Consider the following 24159-nt stretch of genomic DNA (forward strand, 5'->3'; position numbering starts at 1 on the left):
GAAAGTTGAAGTTAGGAAAACAAATTATTTTTAAGGAATTGCAGAAAATGCATAGTCCACTTCATAAACCGTTTCCTTATCGTGCTACAGCAAAATTGCAGCGAGACTTAAAAAGTAAATTTACCGAAGATGATTGTATAAACGCTGATTTTAATCATTATTGGATGCATACAGCAGCTACTTTAAATTCTATACTAAATGGAAACGAACTGAACATTACGTTTCAACAAATAAAGTGGTTAAGAAAATCGTTTTTTGAGTGTTTTCCGCAATATCGTTTTCTAGAAACAGAAATTGTGAATTATCCCATTTTGTATAGAGATTTCATAAGTTATGAGAAGACCAGGAAGCTATTACTTTATTACCTTACTGAATAAAAGCGAAAACGTACAGGTTACATTACTTGTACGTTTTTTTGTTCATAAAACATTCAATTTTAACAACTAGTTTATATAGGAATTCTAACGAGAAGAAAGAAGTACATATTATAGAATGATGTAGGGGAGGAGAGAGGAATAGCTGTTTTCCTTTAAGATATTGTCCAATTCGAATACAGTTAGTTAGTTATTTATGTTAAAATATTTCGAATGAAATCAAGCTTTAAACAAAATAAGTCAACAATGCAGAAGGGACAACATTAACATGGAAAACGTATCAAAAATAGATAAATTGGAATCAATAAAATCTTTACAGTCAACAATCCGTAAACTTGAAAATGCCTTATCACAGATGACTCAAAAGGGCTCAAATACTACTTTAGTGAAAAAAAGACTCAAAGCAGCTAGTATCGGCTTAGCTATGTTAGAAAGTGTTTGGAATCAAGAAACTCATCATTATACTCAAGAAGATTTAGCAGAAGCTCGTAATGTTCTGATTGGTTTGCTTCCATCAATTGAAAAGATTTACGATAAGTCAAAGCTTGGGAGTCCTCAAAGAACACTTTTAGAAAGAAGAATAAAATCATTGGAACTTTCTATTCAAGCGATTGATAATTTTTCTAATCAATAACTTCTCTAAACACATTACTTACGACTACTTTTATATAGGGATTCTAATGAAAAAACTACATATAGAGTACTACAAAAGAGGAAGAGAGGTGACTTCGATCATTAGTCATAAGTTAGAGCAGCTTAAAAATCAATTAAAGAATGGAAACGAAAAAGCTCTTTATACTTTTTTGCATGAAATAAAGTCAAATCACACGCCACTAATAGAACAATGCCCTGCAGATAATCAGTATAAGCTTATAACGTATATATGGTTAGGGGATCAAAACACTGAAAACGTTTATGTATTCGGTAGTTTTCCTGGTTGGGATTTGTCTGTAAATCAATTACAACGATTGTTACAGACAGAAATTTGGTATGTAACGTTTAGGACGGATAAGAGTTTTATTTCAACGTACTATTTTTCAGTAAACGATGTTTTCGAAAATGATTGGATAAAGCGTAGTGAACAGTACGAAATAGACCAATTTAATCGAAATACATTTGGAGAAGGTACCAATAAAGCGTCTGTGTTAAACATAGGAATGGAGGTGCAATATAGCAGTCGTTTTCCTTCAAATGATTATCCATCCGGAAAGATTGAAACATATTCTTTTTATAGTTCGATTTTAAATAACACACGCAAAATTCATATTTATACGCCTCATGATTATTCTCACACTTTACATCTTCAAGAACTTCTCATTGTATTTGATGGGAATTCATTCATTAATGACCTTTCAATCACAAAAACACTTAATTATTTAATTTACAAAAAAGAAATCCCATCGTGTATTGCTGTTGCTATAGATCCTGTCGATCGATTAGAAGAGCTAACTTATAACGATAAAATGAATGCATTTTTAACGAAGGAATTACTTCCGTGGATTCAAGCTAAGTATCACGTTTATCAAGAAAAGAATCATACAACAATTGCTGGTTTCAGTCTTGGTGGCTTAGCTGCTTTTTATGCAGCACTTCAAAATCCACATATTTTCGGAAATGTGTTGTCAATGTCTGGATCCGTACATTGGAAAAAGGATAATTATGAAAATACAATTCCTTGGATTGAAAATCAAATTTCATCAATAAATTCTAATGCGACTCATCTACATTCTTACATAGCAGTAGGTGAACTCGAAAACGAACCTCTTTTAACGGCTAATAGACGGCTATATAAAGCTTTAGAAGCAAAGAAATACCCAAACCACTTACGAAGAGTTTCAAGGTGGACATGATAGCGTATGGTGGCGAGAAAAGCTATTCGATGGATTAAGGGCATTAGAATTTACAAAAACGACATTAGAAAATAAAAAGGAGAGAGAATCTATGAATCAAGAAGAACTAGATAAAAAACTAAAAAAACAAGAGATTTTAGTAAAAGATGAGAAAGTTTGGTCTTATACGTATGAGGATCATATTAGTTCTATCGTTAAACAAGCAGAACAGAAAGGAGCTTTTGATCATTTACCTGGTAAAGGGAAACCTCTTAATCTTGATAAAGATCTTTCGTACAATCCTGAAAAGCAACTTTATAGAACTTTAGCAAATAATCATGTTTTACCTAGGTGGATTGAGCTTTCAAAAGAAATTGATGATTTAAAAGAAAAGCTAAAAGAAAATACAAATACTGCAGAAGCAGCGGATTTAATTCGAACTATTAATAAAAAGGTATTAGAACATAATCTACTTTGTCCACCAAGCGCGCAAAAAATGAGGGTGAAAATGGATTTTTAACGATTTTCAATTAAGCTATCGCTTACTATATAATTAAGATAGGCATTTTCAATTCATTACTAAAAGGAGGCAAATATAGTGAAGAATACGTATCAACTTCAAATTCCGAAAGAACTAGAACAGTATCGTAGTATTTTAGAAGAAAGTGTGAAACCGTATGTTAAAGTGTCTGGAACATTAGCAGAGACAACGCTTTTTGAAAGTAAGTTTGGTGGATATCCGTATTTACCTATAGATCAAGAGCATCCTAAAGACTCAAACGGACAACCTATGATGCTACTTGCGCAGTTAAACCTTGAAGAAATACCAAACATTGAACATATGCCTCAACATGGAATGTTACAGTTTTTCATAAGTGCTGAAGAAGATCTTTTTGGAGCAGATTTTGATCATCCCACAAGCCAAAAAGACTTTCGAATTGTTTATCATTCTACAATCACAGCGGATTTAACTAAGGTGATTACTGATTTTAGTTATTTAAACACTTTAGATTTAGAGAATTTTATCATACCCAAAGCAGCAAAACTAAAGTTTGAGTTGGCATATCAACCAGTAACACCAAGAGATTATCGATTTGAAATGATTTTTAATGATAACATTGATTGGGAAGAAATTGTTGATGAAGAAAATAATACAGAATTAGGCGAACTGTATGATGATTTATGTAAGGATCAAGGACATAAAATTGGTGGTTATCCATTTTTCACACAGACAGATCCAAGGGAATGGGAAGAAAAATACCAGCAACATGACATATTATTGATGCAAATCGATACAGACGATTCATTAAATATTATGTGGGGAGATTCTGGCGTTGCTAATTTCTTTATACGTAAGGAAGATTTGTTAAATCTAGATTTTTCCAATGTCATTTACAATTGGGATTGTTACTAGAAGATATAAATAAAATAATAGCAAACAAAAAATCTTCCTGAAGGTGAGGAGGATTTTTTTTATGTTAAAAATAAGCGTTATGTTAACTAGAATAAAAAACAATGAGTGTACTGAAAGTCAAGTCTAAATAACAGAAATAACAACAAATAATGTAAAGTTGTAAAACATGTGCAAATAGCAATAAATTCATTAAGTAAAACATAAAATAAAATTACTAATTTATATTTTGTATAGAAATAATTTTTCTGTATAAAAATTTCTTGCCAATCAAAAATGTTTTTAATTCGTTAAATCTTAAGCGATTATTGATTAAGATTTGCTGTGATGAATTTATAACAAATAAAAACGATAAAAACTGAAGAAATTTGTTTAGATAAGATTTAATGTAAATCTCACCAAAAATCTCCGTTTCGTCTCATTAAGTATAGTTTACTTGGGTTTTGATACCTGGTATTACTTTGTTTCTATAACTGCCTATAATATATATTATGTCTACTAGAAAAAAGTAATAAACTTATTATAGGTTAGTTTCATTTGGTATACTTCCCTTTTCTTTATTTATTAGTGAATAGTTCGTTGATGCAGGATTAGTGTAAATAATCATTAATAAAACATAATAAAAAGCAACTTGTTTAATTATTAAATTTAAACAAGTTGCTTTTTATTTGACTAAACTATATTTATAATTTGTTTGCTTTAGCAATTACTTTGATTTCAATTAATAATTCATCGTGAATTTTAATTTTATAATTGAACTTGTTTGTGAATTATTCGATTATCATTACAATTATTCTTTTTCTTGAAAAATATTGTATTTACGCTTTAAATGTAAACCTTTATCTTTATAAATCCACCGTGAAAATTTATTAACATTATTTTTACCACTTAGGTAAATACGATATTGTTTTTCTTTGTCAACAAAACTTAATTGGAATTTATTATTCTCAAGGATATCTTTAAAAGAATTCATAAAATTATATGATCCACCAACAAAACTAACAAAGTATTTGTGAGAGTTAACATGACCATCCCCATCAAAATACCCACGAACAAAATGATGCAAATATTCTTCTGGTACAAAAGGAAATTCGATGTTAAATGATTTACATGACATAATTCCGTGTATGTTCATAAGGTCGTCTTTTATTGTTTTGCTATTAATATTTAGCATATATACGCCTGTTTTTTTGTTTTGATAAAGTGGCTGGTTTGTTTTTAGTTCTTTTTTTATATCTTCTAAAATATAACTTTCTTTTTGAGATATACTAACACATTGATTTTCTTTCTGTATAACACCATCTGCTGCTATAAACCCTAAAATATAAGCCATATTGTTTGACCACGTTTTAAAATAATCTTCTGTTATGTCATACTTTCTCTTCCAACTCCCTATAGCGCGTCTTGGTACGTTATTGTCTGATAAAACCATACGAATATACCTTGCAGACACATTAGCAAGCATGGCGATTTCTGAGGTGCTCTTCCCTTCAGTATACAAATGCATGATTTCAGATTTTGATAGTTTACATTTTGATTTCTTTTTTCGCTCTATGTGCACTTACATCCTCTCCTTCCTTTCTTTTATTAGAGACATATTTTCTTCTATAACATACAACGAAACGTATGTTCTTTGTTGCGTATAAGAAGGAATTTACTAAATAAAAACAATTTACATGTACTTAATATTTGTTTTAGCTGCCACTGTGCAATTTGTACTTTATAGATACAAATAATGAATTTGACGAATTTATGAAATACAAGGCAATTTAGATGAAAGGTAAAATAATATAGTTTAAACTACAAATAGCTACAATAACAACATACATAAATTGTTAATCGTAAAAAGGAGAACGAATGAATAAGAAATATACAAATCAAATTCATACTGATATGAGTTTTAAACCGAAAGATATTATAAGTTTAATGACGGATTACTTTAAAATAAAATCAAAGCTGCGTCCTATAAAGGATTTGCCTATCGTTTTATCAAATAAAGATAATGAATCATTAGAGAGTGTTACATGGTTTGGCCATTCTGCTTCTCTTTTGAAAATAGAAGGTAAAAAACTATTATTAGACCCTATGTTTGGAGATGCCTCTTCCCCATTTCCTTTGTTTAATAGTAAACGCTATAGTGGTACTTTTTCTTTAGAACGTGATGACCTTCAAGAAATTGATGCGATTATCATTTCTCATAATCACTATGATCATTTGAATTACAAAAGTATTATGCAGTTAAAAGATCGCGCAAAGCACTTTTATGTTCCAACTGGAGTTGCACAATATCTTATTAAATGGGGTGTTTCGCCTAGTAAAATTAGTGAACATAATTGGTGGGACGAAATTACGTTTGATAATATTAAGTTAGTATGTGCGCCTGCAAGGCATTTCTCGGGACGTGGCATGACAGATAGAGATCGTTCATTATGGTGTTCATGGCTTATTCTTGGTCAAGAGACTAAAATTTTCTTTAGTGGTGATAGCGGTTATGCCCCTCACTTTAAGGAAATTGGTGATAAATACGGTCCATTCGATCTTACATTAATGGAATGCGGGCAATATGATCCGAGGTGGTCTGCGATTCATATGTTGCCTGAAGAAACTGTACAAGCTCATATTGATGTACAAGGAGAATTACTTCTTCCGATTCATTGGGGTGCTTTTACATTAGCATTACACGAATGGAGTGATCCGATAGAGCGTGTTACGAAAGAAGCTAACCGTTTAGGAGTTAAAATTACAACGCCTCAAATTGGCGAATCTATTACGTTAAAATCTACAAACTATCCTTCAACAGCTTGGTGGAGAGAAATTTAATTATAAATAGAAAAAGAGCGAACTCTCTTATAAGGAATTCGCTCTTTTTCTGTATTTAAACTTATTTCACTATATTTGATTTCCCGCTATCTAAAATTCTATTTGCTGGTACACTGAACATTTCAATCACTGTATTCATACTTTTATCAGTTAGTTCAATGAGTTCGTTTTCATGTTTTATTTTATTTAAATCCCACACCATCCCATGAAATTCATTATACTGACCACTTACTTTTATAATGCTTTTTGTTTTATTTGAAGGCTGTATTTGAAGATTTGTAAATTGATTCCCACTAATTTCATTTGGCGTAGTTACTTGACTATCCATATAAATCATATTCACACAGTCTTCTAAAGAAAAGTTCATAAAACGATTGGCATTTATCCAAGCTTGTCCGGTGCTCGTTTTTTTTGCTACTAATTTTAGTCCGGTTTCCATTCCTACAATTTTAATGTTTTCGAAGTTAACAAACGAAATTTCATTTTCTTTTCCAGCAGAGTATAAAGAAATTCCGGTACCTTTATTCGTTTCCGTCCAATTAATAATATTTATATCTTTTATTTGTGTTTTGTTCCAAGTGTTATAATATTTATTTTTACCGTCTAAATAAATAACTTCAGAGTTAAATTTAGGATCGTCAATAGCTATATACGCTCCTTCAATGGATGCGTTGTTCTCCAGTTCTAGAACTCTAAAGTTTCCCTCAACTACAAATTGGGATCCATAACCAAATAATAATTTCACACCTTTTTTAACAATGATTGGTGACGTAATTTTATACTTCTTATCATCAAGTAATACCGTTTTAATTTTACTAGATTCTGCTTTATTAATAGCAGATTGTATTTTTATTGAATCATTTTCCCCTTTAAAGTTTTCTACATACAAGTTAGTACTTTTAGCTGCATAGTCTTTTTTGTTGTATTGATAAAAAGCAAAAATAATTAAAACTATACCAATGAGTAAAACAATTATTTTCTTCATCATACTCACCCCATATCGATTAATCTATGGCTTTTATATTGAGGTTATTATTATTTTACTTTGTATTTCAGATTACCATTGTTGCTTTGTCTATGAATTATATTATGTAGGAATTAGTAAACTGTTTGCTTTACTAATACATCATTCTTATAATGTATTGATTTATGATTTCATAAAACAAAAGTCTGCTTGTACATAATGTAATTCCTTCATCTATCCCTAATACGCTCTTACTGGTGATATAAGATGTACTGCTGCAGATTGTTCTCCTGCTTCAATCAATATCGGTCTCATAGAACCGCCAAAGCTTAAAGTAATCGTTTCTTCTTTTATTGCTCGTAAAGCATCAACCATAAAACGCCCATCGAAAGATATATTTAATTGTTTTTCACCTTGAATTGCATCTATTTGTTGCGTTTCGGATATTTGTCCAATTTGAGAAGCGTTTGAAGAAATTTTAATTGTGGATTCGTTTATGATTTCTAAGTTAACATTGTTATTGGCCCATTCACTTGCTAATAAACTTGATCGGTCTACACCTTGTAATATCTTTTTTCTATCTACGTTAATAGTCGTTTTAAAATCATTTGGAATAAGGTTAGAAATATTAGGATATTTCCCTTCAATTAGTCTTGAATATAATGTAGTTGTTCCAAACGTAAATATAATATGACTCTCCGAAAAGTAGATATATACGAATTCCGAATTGCTGTTCATTAATTTTAGAAGTTCATTAATGGTTGCGCTTGGTACAATACAATTTGCTTTTACATCTGAGGAAAGTAGCGTTTCACGTATCGCTAGTCTATGTGAGTCAGTTGCAGCACAAATTAACTTATTATTAGATAACTCTATATGCACCCCAGTAAGAACAGGTCTAGATTCATTTTTCGCTACCGCAAAAACTGTTTGTTTAAATACTTCAATCAATTGCTCTGTCTCTACTTTGATTTCTGCATGATTGTCTATAAGTGGTACTTTCGGAAACTCATCTGCAGGAAATCCATTTAAACTTAATGTGATTTCTTCTGATTGTATCTTAATAATTTGCTCATTCTTACTTTTTATTGCTATATCACTTGGCATTTTCTTTATTATTTCAATGAAATACTTTGCAGGTACAACAATAGTTCCTTCCTTTAAAATAGTTGCAATCTTTTCGTCTTCAATTAAAACAGGAATGAATTTTTCAATAAAAATATTCGAGTTACTTGCAATTAAAGTAATTCCAGATTGATCTGCAGTTATTTTTATACCAGATAATATAGGAATTAAAGATTTTGTTGATATTGCTTTGTTGACTTCTGAAAGTGCTTGAGTGAATTGTTTGTGATTAACGATAAACTCCATGTTTTCCCCGCCTTACATGAGATAATATTTTTATGAAGATTGATGAACGATTGTTCCGTTAAAAAAATAAGGTACTGTTTCTTTCTTTTGTAATAAATCTAGTAAATGTTCTGGTATGCGTAAATATGGAGCTGCTATATATAATTCCATCCAAGTAATCTCTTCAATTTCTTTTGGCCTTGATATATATGTCTCTCCGCCAATTATTTCACCTAGAAAATTAAAGAAAATTGCATGATGATCTCTTTCCTCGAAAAAGGCTTCGCTGATAGAACAAATCCCTTTTACGTTTATATGTAACCCTGTTTCTTCTTTTACTTCTCGAATTACTGCTTCTTCCAATGTTTCTCCTAATTTAACTGCGCCACCTGGTAATGTATAATAAGAACCATTTTCCCCTTTGTTTTTTACCATTAAAATCTTTTCATTAGTTTTATCGTACAAAATCGCGTATGTAACATTAACTTTTTTCATATGTACCTCCTCTATTTTTAATAAAAGGAATTTTCTGTCTTCTATTCATTCTACCATTAACTCCTTTTAATATATATAAGTTAGTTAAGTCTTGCCTTTACCACTATTGGTGGAGTTAATAAGAATAGGCTACTGATAAAAAAAAGAACGTACCTTAGGAAGATTATCCAAAGTACGTTCTTGCAGTTTTAGAATAAAAATTGATCCAATTAATACTGAAATTAATAATAACCTCGCCCTTATTGCATTTGTATTCCAAATACTAATGTTAACAAATTCTATATACTTTTTAGCCGTTTTTCTAAATAATAATGATTATGTCCTTTCGGATGATCTTCACTTACTCCGATTACTTTATATCCATGCTTCTTATAAAAATCAGGCGCCTGAAAACTAAAAGTATCTAAATTGATTAACCTGCACTCTTTTTCAATTGCAAATTCTTCAATAAGTTTTATTAACTTGGTTCCATAACCTTCGTGTCTATATTCTTCAGAAACCCACAGGAAATCAACATGTACGTGGTGCCAAAATGTAATTGCAGTTATTCCACCTACAATTTTTCCCTTTTCATTTCTCACTATAAAACTAATTTTTTCTGAAGGCTTTTTCTCTTCATCTGAAATATGTTTTTGGTTATATTCAATTACTTTTTCTCTTATGTAATCACTATCTTCTTGGACCCATTGTTTTACTATTTTCATTTTAATTATCACGCTCCTTTTACGATAGCTATTCAACTTCATAATGCTAATGTCCTGTCTAAATAATAGTCGTAGATCACTAATACAATTGTTTCATTTCACTAAAATAAAAAAAGCCCTACTACATTTCATCTGTAATAAGACTTATATACGTTGTGTAGAATCTAATTAATCTCAATGAATATAATTGCTCAAAAAATATTAAAATTGTTCAATTCTTTTTTATGAAAACTTCCGTTATTTCAACACCTTAGGAGAATAGTCCAATTGTACCACTACGAAAAAGAATGAACATTCCTAAACCAATTAGAACAATTGGAACAATAATATGACAGTTTTCCTCAAGTACTTTAGCTAGTATAGGAGCTTTTATCAATTTGTAGCTAATAAAACACCATATCGCTATCATGGAAAAAAAGATAACTAATGTAACGATATTTGTTTCAAGAGTTTGACTAGCAAACATTGGTATATAAATCGAAATATTGTCAGCTCCATTAGCTAATGTAATTGAAGCTACTTTAAATAATGAAACAGTAACGTTATCGATAACTTCATTACTTTTATAAGAACGAAGTGACAATAGTCCTTTAACCCCCATATAAATTGGCACGAATCCTAATAATCCAATCCACGAAACAGGAATGAAAAAAGAGCTTAAAGACCCAATGATACTTAGAAAAATAATCATACTAAATCCTAAATATTGTCCAATAACAATATAAAGTTTTTTTCTCGTAGCTTTTTCGCGGACAACTCTACCTTCTTTCCTAAGTACTTCTGTTCTTACTTGTGAAAATAAAACAAGCAGTATAAAAATGTCATCAATATTTGTTGTAGCGAATGCCACAACAGAAGAAATTATGGTTGTAATCAATGTAAGCCAATTACTTTCATTGTATTTCATTGTAAACTTATAAGAAAATAATGGTCTATGAATGAAGTGCACGTTCCATCACAAAGTTTGTTAACTGTAATTCTCTAAATGTTTTTAACAACATGTTAGTTCCTTTATAAAACAATATGAGTATTCTAAGTATCTGCTACTCATTTCATTTTAAATTAAATAACTCTATTCTCTCTACACAAAAAATGTTTTGTACTAAAAAGAGCCCTATATTAGGACTCTTTTTAGTATTACGCCACTTTCCGATGTAGATGTTTTAGTTCCTTTGTCTTCTCTACAGTTGGTGGACGGATTAATATTGAAATAATGAAGGAAATAACACTTAAAACACCGATTATAATGAAAGTTGGTTGAAATCCCCCGAGTATCGCTCCAATAAATGATCCTGCAAGCGCACCAAATCCGAAACCTTGGTAGACAATCCCGTAATTTGTACTATGGTTTTTTAATCCAAAGAAATCTCCGACAATAGCTGGGAATATAGTTATATTACCGCCGAAGCAAAAGGCGACACTTGCTACACAAGCAAAATAGATCCCGTAATTTAGCGGAATAAAACTTAAAGTAAAGACTGACAAACCTATAATAATAAACGTTGCAGAGACAATTTTCATTCGCCCGATTTTATCTGATAACGTCCCAAGAATGATTCTACCTACTGTATTAAAGATTGCAATCATAGCAACGGCGTTTGCAGCGGTTGCTGCGCTAAGTCCAACAAGTTGTACGCCGATATCTTTTACCATACTGATTAAATACAAACCACCCATACACGAGGTGAATAACATAAAAAATAGCAGATATACTTGTTTCGTTCGCATCATTTCACGCGGAGTATAGTCATTGTGTAATGTTTCAGTTACAGCATTACTTACAATTGCCTCACGTAAGAAGAACGATCCGATTAACACTAAAAGTAACACGATAATACCCCAATATAAGAATGCTTGTGATACACCAAGGTTATCGATAAGATTTCCGTTTATATATCTAAAGATTAAGCTGCCCATTCCATACGCTGATACAGATATACCTGAAATAAGCCCTTTCCGATTTGGAAACCATTTAATTAAATTAGATAGTGATGTAATATAAGCTGTTCCATCCGCATAACCAACAACGACACCAGCTAATAAATATAATAGTGGTAAGGAAGAAACTTGTGAACTAAGTATTAAGCCGAGTCCTAAAACAATTCCTGCAGTAGCAATAAGTTTCCGAAGTCCTAATTTTTTCTGCAACTTGGCTGCAAATAAAGTTGAGAATGATAAAGAAAAACTTGTTATGGAGAAAGTTATCGCTACTGAATTAAGATTCCATCCAAACTTACTTACAAGGGGTTGATTAAATAAACTCCATGTATAAATTGTTCCAAGGCCAATTTGAACAATGATTGTACCTAGAACAATTAGTAACGGATTTATAGAAGTTTGTTTCATACTAACTGTCCCCTTCTTTTATCTTGACATGAATTTTCACAGTTAGTATATCCATCATAAATTGCAAGATACTGTACGGAAAATGGTAATTAAGTTCATATACACAAAAAGACACTTCATAAAGAAGTGCCTTTTGCAGGTTATATCAGATATTTCTAAAGAAAGCTTTGTTAAGATAAGACATTTTCAAATGCTTATGTATATATGTTATCAAATAATTTCTTAAATGTTATGAGACTTAAGACGTATTTTTCATTCATCATATAGTCGGATGAAAAATTAATATTCGATTTCATCAAAATCCTTCGGCTGCGGTACAGTTTGCATATTAGCTGCATCTTTAGGATCGCTATAAATTGCATTTTGCTCTGTATTTACATCTTTTATATTTTGCTTTTTATTTTTGTTCACTTTATCTTTCATTTTCAATCACTCCTTTTCGTTATAGGAGTAATTATGCCCTATTACCGTTACTAAATGTATCTGCGACTAAATTACTAAATTCACGTAAATAATATAAGTAATTATCACCACCGTAGTTATATTTTTTATTATACATTTTTGCAACAACTACATTATATTCAGGTATTACTAAAATGGTCGGTCCAGTAATCCCTAATATTTGATACGACCCTTTTGGAACACGTTCACCAAGTTCGCTTAATTGCGCAGGCTCATTTTGGATGAACCAAAACAATCCATTTTGTGGTAGCTCTTTGTTTATATATGTTGGACTCTGCAAACTCGTAGCGATTTTTATAACTTCTTTTGGAACAATTTGTTTACCATCTATCCCACCTTGATTTAAATGAAGATTGCCCCACTGCGCAAATTCTCTAGCTGAGACAAACAAATTTTTTTCAGTACCGTCATCTACCGTACCAATTTCACTAATTGCGTCTTCATTTGGATTATTAACAACGTCAACTAAATTTTCATCTCGCTGAACTCTCCAACCTGTTTCTTGAAAATTAGCAGGCTTAAACACACGCTCCTTTAACAATTCAGGAAAACTTTTGTTATATAGCTGATAAATAAGACGTGTCATCATTCTTACATTAATATCTCTATACGCCCATGATTGCCCCGGTGCAAATTCACGAAAAATTGTCCTGTCATTCGTTTCTTCTAATCCGTGCGAATGTGTTACTAAATGTCTTATCGTCGTTTTACTAAGCAATGCAGGATCAAAGTCTTTAAAATATTTTATCGCTTCATCATCAATAGAGTTTATTTTCCCCTCATAAAGCGCATACGCTATCATTAATCCTAAATAACTTTTTCTAGCAGAAGCAACGTTAAATTGTGAAGATGCTGTTACTCTCTTGGTTGTAGATGTATTTGAGTGATAACCACTATAATGCTCTAGTACGATTTTATTATCTTTTATAATACAAAGTGCTGTAGCAGAACTATGATTTTTTTCTTTTATATCCTCTACCCAAGAAATCAACTTATCATATGTATACAAATAAATCCCCCTTAATACACATCAAAATTACAGCATGAAAGAAAAGTGCAAAATAGTTTTTACACCTTTCTTTCATATAAAATAACTTGAATTTTCTATACTTAAATAATCCACCAGTTCCAGCAATTAAAGCAACTGAAACATCCTGCGCATCCTATGCATCCGCCGCAACGACCTGCACAACCACCACATCTACCGCCACATCCACCGCAACGTCCACCACAACCGCCACATCCGCCGCAACGACGTGCATCGTCTTGAATGTAATAGTATGGATATTGACTTTGTTGTTGATCCCAATACACAACATTGCCAGTTTGATAATCATTAAGGTTTAATGATTGTAGTTCTTGTTGAAACTGATTCATTATGAAACCCTCCATTTATAAATGTAAATTTCGTCCAAATATTAAAGTTAATAAATTCTTGTAAACAAAGTAGAAACAAGACTATAGACTAAATGCGTACATCAACAAAATATGAACTTACACTAGGTGATGTACCTTGTTTTTTAGCCTATTTTCTTTATATTCATTTGATGGACGTATTTACTATAAATAAAGTGATTTAAAAATTACTAATCCAACAATTTAGTAGTTCATCATTTACCTTTCTTTTTAGTAATTCCTTCACTAAAGGCATTGGCATGATTTCATAATGATTTAAGGCTTCTTTATTATAATCTATCCAGTGAAATGCTAAATGAGACTCGCTAGATTTCGGTGTTAAGTCCGTATGTAAATCTTGTGACTCTACTTCAAAAATGTGGTTAATTTCATGATGAAGCACTTCTTTATCTTGCCATTGATTTTCTATGACGCCTAAAAATTGTTGTATAATACAGTTTACTCCAAGTTCTTCTCTTAACTCTCTTTTTAATGCATTCTCTGCTGATTCTCCAATTTCAACATGGCCACCAGGTAAAAAATAATGATGGTCAATATATTCAGCAACTAATAATTTTTCATCTTTTATCATGAGTGCTCGTACAATATGATGAAATTTACTTTTCAATTGGTATTCCTCCTAGTTATTCAATGTATAGTTGCTCAAAATAGTCATTTAGTATTGGTATAATATAAATCATAGGTGTTTCATACGGATGAATATCATTAATAACTTCAAGAGCATCTTTTACAAGTTCTCGTTTACACTTTATTTCAACTTTACATTCTTGCCCTTCGCATATTCGCCCAATTTCTCCATTAAAAGGAGATGCCTCGTCTAAAGGTCTCCAATATCCTTTCACTGAACTATAGGAAAGACAATGGTCATATTCGCCCGTTTTACATGCTCCAATTTTATTTAATTCATCCCTTAATGTTTCAATATATTCTTCAGGAATGAACACTTCAATTTTCACTTCAGTAAATTGCATATTTCATTTCACACCTTTACCTCATAATAGTTAAACGAATAAACGATATACTTGCTCACCATCATACTCCTGTTCTAATGATATGAAACCATATCGTTCATATAGTTTCTTTGCAGAGATATTATCTTTATGTACTGTTAATCTAATTTCTTTACACGATTTAAAAGTATTTTTTATTATATTAATACTTTCTTGTAATGCTGCTTTTCCATAACCATTACCTTGTTGCGATTGATCAATAATAAATCCGTTAATCCAATACATATCCGATGTCTCTATTACAACAGCATGCATAACAAAACCAACCATAAGGTCATCATCGTATATAGCGAATGGTATGTACTCTACATTGTCACCATCTGGTTTTATATATACTTTAGCAAGTGAAACTGCTACAGCGGGGACAAATTTTCTTTGATCTTCTTTCACTTGTAACTTTAATGCATCTTCCCAATTGTCTCTCGTAACAACCTTTAACTGGACATTCAATATTGTAAGCTCCTTTATCTAGAGGATGTATTTTTATATTCAACGCATTGAAATAATTCCCTTTTTCGACAGCAACTTATAACATAATTTTTATAAAATCTTGAATGAATTTTTCTGCATCTATTTCTAAAGCTATACGGGCTCCTTCAGATTTAGAGTTAGGGCGAAAATCAGCAAATGTTTGTCCTTTCGTATCTCCGTATGTATCTACATTTACTGTACGATGCACAAATTCAAAAAAACTTGGATTTACTAATCCGCTTATTGCAACCACATCATGTAGCAAAGGTCCTTCCATAGATGGATTAAGTTTTTGGTATGCGGATAGATAGTAGTCATACATTGGTTTCATTATCATATGAAATGGATTCTTTGCATTAGCTTGAATATAGTTAAATACATTTGGTGTTAACACAGCTTTGTTTGTTACATTTAAAGGGAATATGAATAAATTCTTTGCTTGATGGAAAACAATTTTACTTGCTATCGGATCTCCATACACGTTTGCCTCTGCTAATGGCGTAACGTTTCCTACTTCTAAAAAAACACCACCCATGAAATAGATTCCTTTTACATTTAGCATTAAATCATTCCATAAATTAAAAGCAATTGCTAACGAGGTAGATCTTCCTACATCAACAATCGTTAAATCTTTTCCGTACTTTATAAGAATCGCAGCAATACTGCCGAAATTATATATTGGAATAGATAATATATTTTCTGGAACATGGATGGGCCCTAATCCTTCTGCTCCGTGAATTTCAGGATAGTACGTAGTGATTTCTTCTGTCAGTGGTTTTGTTGCACCACTAATGACAGGAATGTCTTGTCTATTTGCTAACTGTAAAATATACGCTGCATTATGTGCAGCATGTATATGCTCAACATTTCCGTATCCGGTTACAATACCGACAATTTCAATTTCGGGATGCAGTAAACCATACATAATGGCAAATGAGTCATCAATACCTGGATCTCCGAAAAATAATACTTTTTCCAAGAAATACTCTCCCTTCATAAAAACATAGAGTCATCAATAACTATGTATATGAAAAAAGCAAGTATATCTATGCGAATTTTAGAATGGATAATGTTTTACAAAACATTAAAAAGGAACTAGCGAATGCTAATTCCTTTCTTCAGTAACCATTCTCAAATTTAATTAATTATCGTATCCTTCATAAATCGCATCATTTGTTAGATTTTGTGTTTTTTTATCATCAGGTACAGGCTTCCACCAATTTCCTGTAATAAATAACATAGTTAATAAATTATAACTATCACTAAAATAACTTTCTCTCTTATTCTTCATCCAATCCCAACCACTATTTACCCACTTTTGATTATTGCTACTCGTTATACTTGCAGCAATAAACGGTGAAACGAATACAGCAGTTGGATAACTACCAATATTGGATCCATTTAATTGATAACCATCCACAATTTTAGAAGGATTTCCATTCGTTTTATTTTGAATCCATGAAGAGACTTTATCAGAAATGACTTTACTTCGCTTCTCGCCGTACATCGCATAGTCCATTACAATTCTTAAAGGTACTCGACTAGCATTATAATAATATGCATTTGTATATTCTGACTCATCTAAGAAGTCTTTAGGTGCGGGTTGTGGTGGGTTTTTTACAACGAAATCTGAAATAAGTCCTGTATTTGGAGAGTACTTATTACTAAATTGCGTATAAACATCGTACAAATTATTAATAACAGTAAGCCAAGTTTTATCACCTGTAAATTCATAAAATGCTCTAAGGTGTGACATCATCCAATCAGATGGTCTCGTATCAAGTGAACTTTTAGAATCCCAATCTCCTAAATTTAGTCGGTTATTATTTGTAACATTACTAGCTTTAATACCTTTTGTAATCATGTCTTGTGCTTCTTTCAAATAATTAACTGTTCCATTAGATCCCCACTGCTTATGAGCAAGAAGAAGAGAATACGCAATATCTAAATCTCCATCAGTAGCAGAATCAAAATGACCTTGTGCTTTTTTACTATCTGCGACAACCCATCCCATTAAATTAGGATTTTGAGAACTTTTAAAAGTTCTTGCTGTTTTAAATAAACCGTCATAGATTTTTTGAGCATTCGAATCATAACCAGCCATTAATACTGTAATTATCATCCCATACCCTTGACCTTCTGAAGTTCCAAGTGGCTTAAACCCATCAGCATCACCTGTAATCTCTCCTTTTACATAATAACCACCAGGTAAAGAAGATAAATCATTTTTCAAATATTTCTTTTTCCAATTATCGTAGTAACTTCTTACAGAAGCATTTAAACTTTCCTGTGTAACATGATTCGGTTTTATAACACCTGCATAATTAACTTGCTGGGGAAATGGTTTCATTTCCTTTGCAGCAGCTACTTGTTGATTAACTACGGGAATAGAATTTTGTATTGAATTGTCCGTTACACTTGCTGCGAAACTAGAATTAGAAAAACTAGCTAGTCCGATTCCTACAATAGAAATACATGTGAAAATTTTTCTTTTTCCATTCATTATGTTGTCAGCTCCTTTTAAAATGCTTACTACATAAAATGTAACATACAATATTTAACTGAAATACAAAATATTATATTTATCAACATAAGAAAGAAACTATATAAAAAAGTATCATAAAATTATTATTGAATTACATTATACGGATTGATTATTTGCTAAATTCCTATGTTTTTCTTTTCTTAATACCGGTATATGAGCAATCACAATTCCAAGTATAGTAATTCCTCCGCCAATTATCGAAACTAAAGTTGGCACTTCTCCTAACCATATCCAAGCAATGAAACAAGCAGTTATTGGCGTTAAATATAGAGAACTTGTTGCTTCAGAAGCACCAGCACGAGATATAATATAGGCCAATGCAATATACGGGAGTACTGTTGGAAAGACACCTAAATATATAACGCTCAAGTTAACTTCAAGAGGAGCTGCTAGTATTTTTTGATAAACTCCGGGTAAGAAAATAAGCATACATACAGTACTAGACAAAATTGTATATATGGTAAATGGTAAGAAGCCGTATTTTTTTAAGTAAGATGTTTGGAAAACGAAAAATAGACTTTCTGAAATCGCCGCTAATAATATAAATAATCCCCCGCTATTCAATTGAATAGCGTCGCCTTGGCTAAATGAAATTAAGGCAATTCCTGCAAAACTCATTACACCACCGATCCAGCCATTTAATTTCATTTTTTCATTCAAAAAAACAGAAGCAAGAATTGCCGTTACTATTGGAGTGACTGAAATTATTAAACTTGCAGATCCAGCATTTACTGTTTTTTCGCCGTAGTTTAATGCGATGTGATAAATAGTAAATCCTAGAGCACCAAATATAAAAATTGCTGGGATATCCTTTAAATCCGGTAGTCGTAGTTTGTATATAAATGAAAATAACAAAAGTATAAATGAAGCGATTAATAAGCGTAGTAAAGTAAGGTGTTCAGGCGTATAAGATTCAAGCCCCATACGAATTGCTGGAAAAGCAGTTCCCCATATAAGAATTGTAAAAGCGTGAGCACATATAATGCGTAAATCCCATTTTTTATTATGCATATTTTCTCTCCTTCCCTAAAAAACCAACCATTTTTAAATTACCAATTATTTCTTTTCATCATATTTAATAGTTGATACAATGTCTTCAACCAGTTATTTATCGGAAAAACCAACCACTTTGAATCTTTTAAATAAACGAAGGAGTTTTTTATATGACGACCGATAAAAAAGTGCCCAAATATCAGCAGATAATAGACTATATGAAAGAAAAAATTGAAAACGGAGAATGGCCAATTGGAAGTAAAATCCCTAGTCAGCGGCAGTTAGCAAAATTATTTCATGTAAATCGAAGTACTGTAATAAATGCGCTAGATGAACTTATGGCAGATGGTTTAATTCAAGGACAAATCGGAGCAGGAACAATTGTAACAAATAATACATGGTCATTATTAGCAACTAATCCCCCGCCCGATTGGAGTGAATATGTAAAGGCTGGTATTCATAAACCAAGTAAGTTAATGGTGCGAGAAATAAATGAAGCAGAAGCAAATAAAACGCTTATCCATCTTAGTAAAGGTGAACTTGCACCTCACCTTTTCCCGCTCGAAACTATGCAATCTATAATTAAAAACGTCAGTGAGGAATTAGATTATTTCGGATACGAAGAACAAAAAGGTTTTTATCCGTTACGTGAAGCAATAAGCAAATACGTAAAATCATTTGGAATACATGCATCACCGGGTTCTATATTAATAGTCTCTGGTGCACTCCAAGCATTACAATTAATATCAATTGGTCTTTTACATAGAAAATCAACTGTTTTACTTGAACAACCTTCTTACTTATATTCACTTCATGTTTTTCAATCAGCAAATATAAATTTATCCGGTATATCAATGGATCATCACGGTATTTTACCTAACGACTTATTAAAACGAATTAAATATAGTCAAAAGAATAATATTTTATATTCAATCCCTTGTTTTCAAAATCCAACGGGGATATTGATGTCCAAAGAGCGAAGAAAAGAAATATTAAAAATATGTGAAAAAGAGCAATTGCCTATCATCGAGGATGATATTTACCGAGAGTTATGGCTTGATGAATCACCTCCAGCTCCTTTAAAGTCGATGGATAAACATGGACATGTATTATATATTGGTAGTCTCTCTAAAACACTTAGCCCAGGACTTAGAATTGGATGGATAATCGGACCAGAACCTGTTATTGATAGATTGTCAGATATAAAAATGCAAACAGACTATGGATCCAGCTCTTTATCTCAAAGAGTAGCTGCTGAATGGATAAATGAAGGTTTTTATGAAGAACATGTAGCAAACGTAAGAATGCACCTGAAAGAGCGAAGACAAATAATGATACGAGCTTTAAATAAATATTGTGCAGATATTGCATCGTGGGATATTCCTATTGGTGGATTTTTTATATGGCTAAAGGTTGTACATAACATTCCGATGAAAAAACTATTTTCAGAGGCTCTATCAAAAGGAATTCTTTTAAACCCAGGACGTATTTATGAAGAAGAATCAGATCAGTACATTCGTTTATCATATGGATATGCTTCACCAGAACAAATGACTAACGGAATTAAATTGCTCAGTGAATTAATTCGAAAGTTAACGGCATAAAAAAATCCTCTTTTGTTTTTGGAGGATTTTTTTATGTATCTTATTTACCACAATTTCATTTCCTGCCCTAATAAAATAAGCTCTTCATAAGGATCTCCGTCAATATTTAATACTTGAGCAAAAGCAGGTTCTGTTTTTAAACCTTGTTCCTTTAAGCGAATAACTTCTTCCCTTATATGGGGATGCTGCATTAATAACATGTGCTCCACTATCATATGTCTATATGCATTTTGATTACGCACTGGCTTAGGTTGAGCAAATAATTCAAATTCAAAACCTTCGAATTCAAAATTCACCTTTATCGATTCAGTACCTTTAATTTTTTTCTTTTTTATGTTGAACCCTCCATAAGAACCATATAAAGATCTCATTTCCTGCTCAAAAACATCAAAATTATAGACTTCCATTACAATATCTAAGTCAGATTGAGGAGTATCAATTCTTATAGGGATTGTCCCGCAAAGAACGGGATTATATAAAGCTAAATCCTCCATTATGTTTAGGCTATTCAAAACATCATATATTTTTTGTTGTTTCTCATTGCCAGATTGTAAATATGTAATAGATGTAAACATAGAAGTCTCTCCTTCATTTAACATAATAATCATCTCACTAAATATTTAAATCATTGGGTTTTGTTCTAGGAGTACCTTTATTTCAATATATTAAGCCGAACTAACTATATTTTTCAACTTTTCTCCTATACTGCAATACTATAAAAATAAAAAAGGAGGAATTATTATGAGCATTTTTAACATTCTTTTAACCATACACATCCTATTTGGAACAATATGCTTAATCACTGGTATTGTAGCGATGGTTGCCCAAAAGAAGAAAGGAAAACATACCGAATGGGGCGAAATATATCATGCATCCTATATTGTCATTACCCTTACGGCAATAATATTATCCATTATCAACTGGGATAAAGTCGCATATTTATTTTATGTAGCAATCTTCTCTTATTCATTTGCGATTTATGGATATCTTGCACGAAAAAAACGCTGGAAAAATTGGCTCCATCACCACATCAGAGGTATGTTAGGTTCTTATATAGGTGCAGTCACCGCACTTTTAGTAAATGTCGGCATCCATATTCCCATTATAAATTTACTTCCGCCAATATGGTTTTGGTTTTTACCGACCTTAATTGGTATCCCCCTCGTAGCCAGTGTATCAAAAAAATATAAAAAGCGTAGTTGAAATTAATTACATTTTGATTACTTTCTGATTATTAGAATGAAAAATTATACTCTATGTATCACGAATGATATTATGAGTGCTCACCCTATGAATATTTAAAATAAAATGCCGCCCAACAGGACGGCTCTTATATTTACTTTATAAACGTAACATATTCACCAGAAACCCATTGATTTCCACCAACATTATACCAACCATCTTTATATCCAAACGATTGATATTTTTCACCTTTATACACGTTTTTCACAATACCGTAATTTGTTCCTGGGCCGGTACGAACACGCAATACATCAGCGATTATAGTAACTACACCTACACCATCGTTTGATGATTGTGAAGATGTTGGTACATTTCCTCCCGTATAACGAATATATGATGGATCGTTATAAATCCACTGATCGCCACCGAGATTTAACCAGCCATTTGATTGTCCAAATACTTTGTAGGACTCTCCTTTCCCTAATTTACGAATAACGCCATATCCAGTACCAGGTCCTTTTCGTAAATTTACATTAGTACCGTTAATATAAGCAACCCCTACACTATCATTCGACGGGGGAGGAGTCACTACGTTTTGAGCACCTTTTCCAAAAGCATCCGTTCCATATCCTTTGTAGTTATATTGCAAATGCGGGCTATCCACAAATCCTTTCCAGTCACCGCCCCATTCAAAGCCAATTTGTTTAGCATAACGAATTGCTGATGCCCACGGTTCTTTATTATAGCCATTCCAATCTTCTGTACCATTCGACTGAATTGGAACAAAATCTAATGCCTGTCCTACTAAATGATATGAGCGCATCGTTTGTGATGCTCCTTTACGAACATATTCACGTTGTTGCTCGACCGTACGGATTGTTTCATAAATTAATACTTCAATTCCATTGTCGATACAGTACTGATACCACTTAAAAGCTGCAGCTTTCGTATTATCCGCTAATTTATTCAGATTACTTACATTTCTATTGTGGTATTTCAATATGCAACATCTCCTTTTCTATTATCCTATGCAAAATTCATCTCATGGGTTGTACATATACCTAGAACGATACGAAGTACAAATACATAAGAAGCCAATTCATCTAAAAAGGTTTTCACTTCTAGCTTCAAACTTTGTAAACTGAAATGGAAGCAATAAAAAAACCACAACCTAAGTCTTTCAGTTGCGGTTTTTGGTATTTTCTTTTTATATGCTACATGCCTTCTTGCATTGATAATCCTAGTATACAGGTTGTGTAAATTTTCCCTTTATGAATAACACTACTTATTCATGATTTTTCAAATCCAATATTGAATGTAAATGATCCGGATAATTAGTAAACATTCCATCGACTCCCCATGCAAGCAACTTTTTCATATCATTTTCATTATCTACTGTAAATGGATGAACTTCTAATCCGCTTTTCTTTATTTTCTTTACATAATCTAAATCAATATATTTGTAATTCATACCAAGACCTATGCAGTACATTTTATACTTTTCTATCTCTAATTTTGTTAATTGAACCACTTTTTTATAAGGTAATAATTGTACTATGGATATATTACTATTTAGGCTATGAATCTTTTGTAGACTTTCTTCACTAAACGATTGAATAATAACTTTATCATGTATTTCGTAGTGATTAATAATTTCTAATAATTTTTCTTCCATTCCTGGATATTCATCAGGTGATTTTGTTTCGATATAATAGTTCGCGTTATGCCCAAACGTTTCAAGAATTTCTGTTAATGTTGGGACTTTAACATTTTCAAATTCTTTCTTTGCTAAGTTCGGATATTTTTCATTGAAAAAAGAGCCAGCATTTAGTTGCTTTATTTCTTCTAATGTATGCTCTTTCACCAGCCCAGTACCATTCGTTGTACGGTTTAATGTTTCATCATGCATAGCCACTAAATGTCCATCTTTTGTCATTTGGAGATCAATTTCTATATAATCCCCATTCATTTGTTGTCCTAATTGATATGCTGCTATTGTATGTTCAGGCGCATATGCAGAAGCACCTCTATGTGCGATATTTTTTATATGATTTGATTGATTCATAGCTTTAGTATACTTATGTTCATTTATTTTCTGAAAAACAAAGATACTTATTACTATAAAGGCACAAATTATTGTAACGAGGTATATCTTTTTCATAACGATTTATAAGCTCCTATAT

At 31.8% G+C, this 24159-nt stretch carries 27 protein-coding genes; 8 read left to right on the top strand and 19 right to left on the bottom strand.

Annotated features, from left to right (window positions below; genetic code table 11):
- Window positions 1–5: 5 nt before the first annotated feature.
- The 5 genes from ACTFSL_RS05605 (at window position 6) to ACTFSL_RS05625 (ending at window position 3617) form a co-directional block, all read left to right on the top strand.
- Window positions 6–377: a YxiJ-like family protein gene (locus tag ACTFSL_RS05605; RefSeq protein ID WP_088338187.1), complete on the top strand. Its 372-nt coding sequence runs from the start codon at window positions 6–8 to the stop codon at window positions 375–377.
- A 265-nt stretch (window positions 378–642) separates the two neighbouring features.
- A complete protein-coding gene (locus ACTFSL_RS05610) occupies window positions 643–1008 on the top strand; it encodes a hypothetical protein (protein ID WP_088338188.1) in 366 nt (121 codons plus the stop codon).
- Between the two features lie 46 nt (window positions 1009–1054).
- A complete protein-coding gene (locus tag ACTFSL_RS05615) occupies window positions 1055–2224 on the top strand; it encodes an alpha/beta hydrolase (RefSeq protein ID WP_306426783.1) in 1170 nt (389 codons plus the stop codon).
- A gap of 91 nt (window positions 2225–2315) precedes the next feature.
- Window positions 2316–2723 carry a J-domain-containing protein gene (locus ACTFSL_RS05620; RefSeq protein ID WP_002204774.1) on the top strand — a complete coding sequence of 136 codons (408 nt, stop codon included), beginning with the start codon at window positions 2316–2318 and terminating at the stop codon, window positions 2721–2723.
- 78 nt (window positions 2724–2801) lie between these two features.
- Window positions 2802–3617: a YwqG family protein gene (locus tag ACTFSL_RS05625; RefSeq protein WP_000799803.1), complete on the top strand. Its 816-nt coding sequence runs from the start codon at window positions 2802–2804 to the stop codon at window positions 3615–3617.
- Window positions 3618–4404: 787 nt separating this feature from the next.
- On the opposite strand, the gene ACTFSL_RS05630 is transcribed toward ACTFSL_RS05625, so the two are convergent.
- Window positions 4405–5175 (bottom strand): LAGLIDADG family homing endonuclease, encoded by a 771-nt coding sequence (locus tag ACTFSL_RS05630; protein WP_088338191.1) that lies wholly within the window; start codon window positions 5173–5175, stop codon window positions 4405–4407.
- 296 nt (window positions 5176–5471) lie between these two features.
- Between ACTFSL_RS05630 and ACTFSL_RS05635 the strand changes: the two genes are divergently transcribed.
- On the top strand, window positions 5472–6434 hold the full coding sequence (locus tag ACTFSL_RS05635) for an MBL fold metallo-hydrolase (protein WP_157418024.1): 963 nt from the start codon (window positions 5472–5474) through the stop codon (window positions 6432–6434).
- A gap of 61 nt (window positions 6435–6495) precedes the next feature.
- Here ACTFSL_RS05635 and ACTFSL_RS05640 read toward each other — a convergent pair whose 3' ends face one another.
- From ACTFSL_RS05640 to ACTFSL_RS05710, 15 genes are all read right to left on the bottom strand, one after another.
- Complete coding sequence (locus ACTFSL_RS05640; RefSeq protein ID WP_135277855.1) at window positions 6496–7419, bottom strand: hypothetical protein; 924 nt, start codon at window positions 7417–7419, stop codon at window positions 6496–6498.
- Window positions 7420–7638: 219 nt separating this feature from the next.
- Window positions 7639–8769, bottom strand: coding sequence for a DNA polymerase III subunit beta (gene dnaN, locus ACTFSL_RS05645; RefSeq protein WP_135277857.1), 1131 nt, complete (start codon window positions 8767–8769; stop codon window positions 7639–7641).
- 30 nt (window positions 8770–8799) lie between these two features.
- Complete coding sequence (locus tag ACTFSL_RS05650; RefSeq protein WP_088338195.1) at window positions 8800–9243, bottom strand: NUDIX hydrolase; 444 nt, start codon at window positions 9241–9243, stop codon at window positions 8800–8802.
- A 278-nt stretch (window positions 9244–9521) separates the two neighbouring features.
- A complete protein-coding gene (locus tag ACTFSL_RS05655; RefSeq protein WP_135277860.1) occupies window positions 9522–9947 on the bottom strand; it encodes a GNAT family N-acetyltransferase in 426 nt (141 codons plus the stop codon).
- A 250-nt stretch (window positions 9948–10197) separates the two neighbouring features.
- On the bottom strand, window positions 10198–10824 hold the full coding sequence (locus tag ACTFSL_RS05660) for a cadmium resistance transporter (protein WP_135277895.1): 627 nt from the start codon (window positions 10822–10824) through the stop codon (window positions 10198–10200).
- A gap of 260 nt (window positions 10825–11084) precedes the next feature.
- Window positions 11085–12293, bottom strand: coding sequence for an L-lactate MFS transporter (locus ACTFSL_RS05665; protein ID WP_135277862.1), 1209 nt, complete (start codon window positions 12291–12293; stop codon window positions 11085–11087).
- A 279-nt stretch (window positions 12294–12572) separates the two neighbouring features.
- Complete coding sequence (locus tag ACTFSL_RS05670) at window positions 12573–12716, bottom strand: hypothetical protein (RefSeq protein WP_000653680.1); 144 nt, start codon at window positions 12714–12716, stop codon at window positions 12573–12575.
- Window positions 12717–12747: 31 nt separating this feature from the next.
- Window positions 12748–13764 (bottom strand): serine hydrolase domain-containing protein, encoded by a 1017-nt coding sequence (locus ACTFSL_RS05675; protein ID WP_135277864.1) that lies wholly within the window; start codon window positions 13762–13764, stop codon window positions 12748–12750.
- Window positions 13765–13865: 101 nt separating this feature from the next.
- Complete coding sequence (locus ACTFSL_RS05680) at window positions 13866–14132, bottom strand: heterocycloanthracin/sonorensin family bacteriocin (protein WP_001071389.1); 267 nt, start codon at window positions 14130–14132, stop codon at window positions 13866–13868.
- A gap of 199 nt (window positions 14133–14331) precedes the next feature.
- Window positions 14332–14778, bottom strand: a complete 447-nt coding sequence (locus ACTFSL_RS05685) for an NUDIX domain-containing protein (protein ID WP_063536512.1) — start codon at window positions 14776–14778, stop codon at window positions 14332–14334.
- 16 nt (window positions 14779–14794) lie between these two features.
- Window positions 14795–15142: a divalent cation tolerance protein CutA gene (cutA, locus tag ACTFSL_RS05690; RefSeq protein WP_001160789.1), complete on the bottom strand. Its 348-nt coding sequence runs from the start codon at window positions 15140–15142 to the stop codon at window positions 14795–14797.
- A 30-nt stretch (window positions 15143–15172) separates the two neighbouring features.
- Window positions 15173–15631, bottom strand: coding sequence for a GNAT family N-acetyltransferase (locus ACTFSL_RS05695; protein WP_088338197.1), 459 nt, complete (start codon window positions 15629–15631; stop codon window positions 15173–15175).
- Window positions 15632–15707: 76 nt separating this feature from the next.
- Window positions 15708–16631 (bottom strand): nucleoside hydrolase, encoded by a 924-nt coding sequence (locus ACTFSL_RS05700; RefSeq protein ID WP_075677084.1) that lies wholly within the window; start codon window positions 16629–16631, stop codon window positions 15708–15710.
- Window positions 16632–16793: 162 nt separating this feature from the next.
- A complete protein-coding gene (locus ACTFSL_RS05705; protein ID WP_001013591.1) occupies window positions 16794–18155 on the bottom strand; it encodes a glycosyl hydrolase family 8 in 1362 nt (453 codons plus the stop codon).
- 138 nt (window positions 18156–18293) lie between these two features.
- Entirely contained in the window at window positions 18294–19208 is a 915-nt protein-coding gene (locus ACTFSL_RS05710) for a DMT family transporter (protein ID WP_078993712.1), read from the bottom strand.
- 152 nt (window positions 19209–19360) lie between these two features.
- Here ACTFSL_RS05710 and norG point away from each other — a divergent pair, with 152 nt between their 5' ends.
- Entirely contained in the window at window positions 19361–20794 is a 1434-nt protein-coding gene (gene norG / locus ACTFSL_RS05715; RefSeq protein WP_440041337.1) for an efflux pump transcription regulator NorG, read from the top strand.
- Window positions 20795–20838: 44 nt separating this feature from the next.
- Here the strand turns inward: norG and ACTFSL_RS05720 are convergent, their stop codons facing one another.
- On the bottom strand, window positions 20839–21369 hold the full coding sequence (locus ACTFSL_RS05720; protein ID WP_000495197.1) for a DUF4269 domain-containing protein: 531 nt from the start codon (window positions 21367–21369) through the stop codon (window positions 20839–20841).
- 166 nt (window positions 21370–21535) lie between these two features.
- Here ACTFSL_RS05720 and ACTFSL_RS05725 point away from each other — a divergent pair, with 166 nt between their 5' ends.
- Window positions 21536–21997, top strand: coding sequence for a DUF2306 domain-containing protein (locus tag ACTFSL_RS05725; RefSeq protein WP_088338199.1), 462 nt, complete (start codon window positions 21536–21538; stop codon window positions 21995–21997).
- Window positions 21998–22130: 133 nt separating this feature from the next.
- On the opposite strand, the gene ACTFSL_RS05730 is transcribed toward ACTFSL_RS05725, so the two are convergent.
- Window positions 22131–22976, bottom strand: a complete 846-nt coding sequence (locus ACTFSL_RS05730) for an SH3 domain-containing protein (protein ID WP_088338200.1) — start codon at window positions 22974–22976, stop codon at window positions 22131–22133.
- 285 nt (window positions 22977–23261) lie between these two features.
- Window positions 23262–24137 (bottom strand): glycerophosphodiester phosphodiesterase, encoded by an 876-nt coding sequence (locus tag ACTFSL_RS05735; RefSeq protein WP_088338201.1) that lies wholly within the window; start codon window positions 24135–24137, stop codon window positions 23262–23264.
- Between the last annotated feature and the right edge of the window lie 22 nt (window positions 24138–24159).

The organism is Bacillus cereus group sp. MYBK108-1 (assembly GCF_051917185.1).
GTDB lineage: Bacteria > Bacillota > Bacilli > Bacillales > Bacillaceae_G > Bacillus_A > Bacillus_A cereus.

Coding starts and splice junctions, on each gene's coding strand:
- ACTFSL_RS05610 (WP_088338188.1), top strand. CDS start 643: ATGGAAAACGTATCAAAAATAGATAAATTGGAATCAATAAAATCTTTA.
- ACTFSL_RS05615 (WP_306426783.1), top strand. CDS start 1,055: ATGAAAAAACTACATATAGAGTACTACAAAAGAGGAAGAGAGGTGACT.
- ACTFSL_RS05620 (WP_002204774.1), top strand. CDS start 2,316: ATGAATCAAGAAGAACTAGATAAAAAACTAAAAAAACAAGAGATTTTA.
- ACTFSL_RS05635 (WP_157418024.1), top strand. CDS start 5,472: ATGAATAAGAAATATACAAATCAAATTCATACTGATATGAGTTTTAAA.
- ACTFSL_RS05640 (WP_135277855.1), bottom strand. CDS start 7,419: ATGAAGAAAATAATTGTTTTACTCATTGGTATAGTTTTAATTATTTTT.
- dnaN (WP_135277857.1), bottom strand. CDS start 8,769: ATGGAGTTTATCGTTAATCACAAACAATTCACTCAAGCACTTTCAGAA.
- ACTFSL_RS05650 (WP_088338195.1), bottom strand. CDS start 9,243: ATGAAAAAAGTTAATGTTACATACGCGATTTTGTACGATAAAACTAAT.
- ACTFSL_RS05655 (WP_135277860.1), bottom strand. CDS start 9,947: ATGAAAATAGTAAAACAATGGGTCCAAGAAGATAGTGATTACATAAGA.
- ACTFSL_RS05665 (WP_135277862.1), bottom strand. CDS start 12,293: ATGAAACAAACTTCTATAAATCCGTTACTAATTGTTCTAGGTACAATC.
- ACTFSL_RS05670 (WP_000653680.1), bottom strand. CDS start 12,716: ATGAAAGATAAAGTGAACAAAAATAAAAAGCAAAATATAAAAGATGTA.
- ACTFSL_RS05680 (WP_001071389.1), bottom strand. CDS start 14,132: ATGAATCAGTTTCAACAAGAACTACAATCATTAAACCTTAATGATTAT.
- cutA (WP_001160789.1), bottom strand. CDS start 15,142: ATGCAATTTACTGAAGTGAAAATTGAAGTGTTCATTCCTGAAGAATAT.
- ACTFSL_RS05705 (WP_001013591.1), bottom strand. CDS start 18,155: ATGAATGGAAAAAGAAAAATTTTCACATGTATTTCTATTGTAGGAATC.
- ACTFSL_RS05710 (WP_078993712.1), bottom strand. CDS start 19,208: ATGCATAATAAAAAATGGGATTTACGCATTATATGTGCTCACGCTTTT.
- norG (WP_440041337.1), top strand. CDS start 19,361: ATGACGACCGATAAAAAAGTGCCCAAATATCAGCAGATAATAGACTAT.
- ACTFSL_RS05720 (WP_000495197.1), bottom strand. CDS start 21,369: ATGTTTACATCTATTACATATTTACAATCTGGCAATGAGAAACAACAA.
- ACTFSL_RS05725 (WP_088338199.1), top strand. CDS start 21,536: ATGAGCATTTTTAACATTCTTTTAACCATACACATCCTATTTGGAACA.
- ACTFSL_RS05735 (WP_088338201.1), bottom strand. CDS start 24,137: ATGAAAAAGATATACCTCGTTACAATAATTTGTGCCTTTATAGTAATA.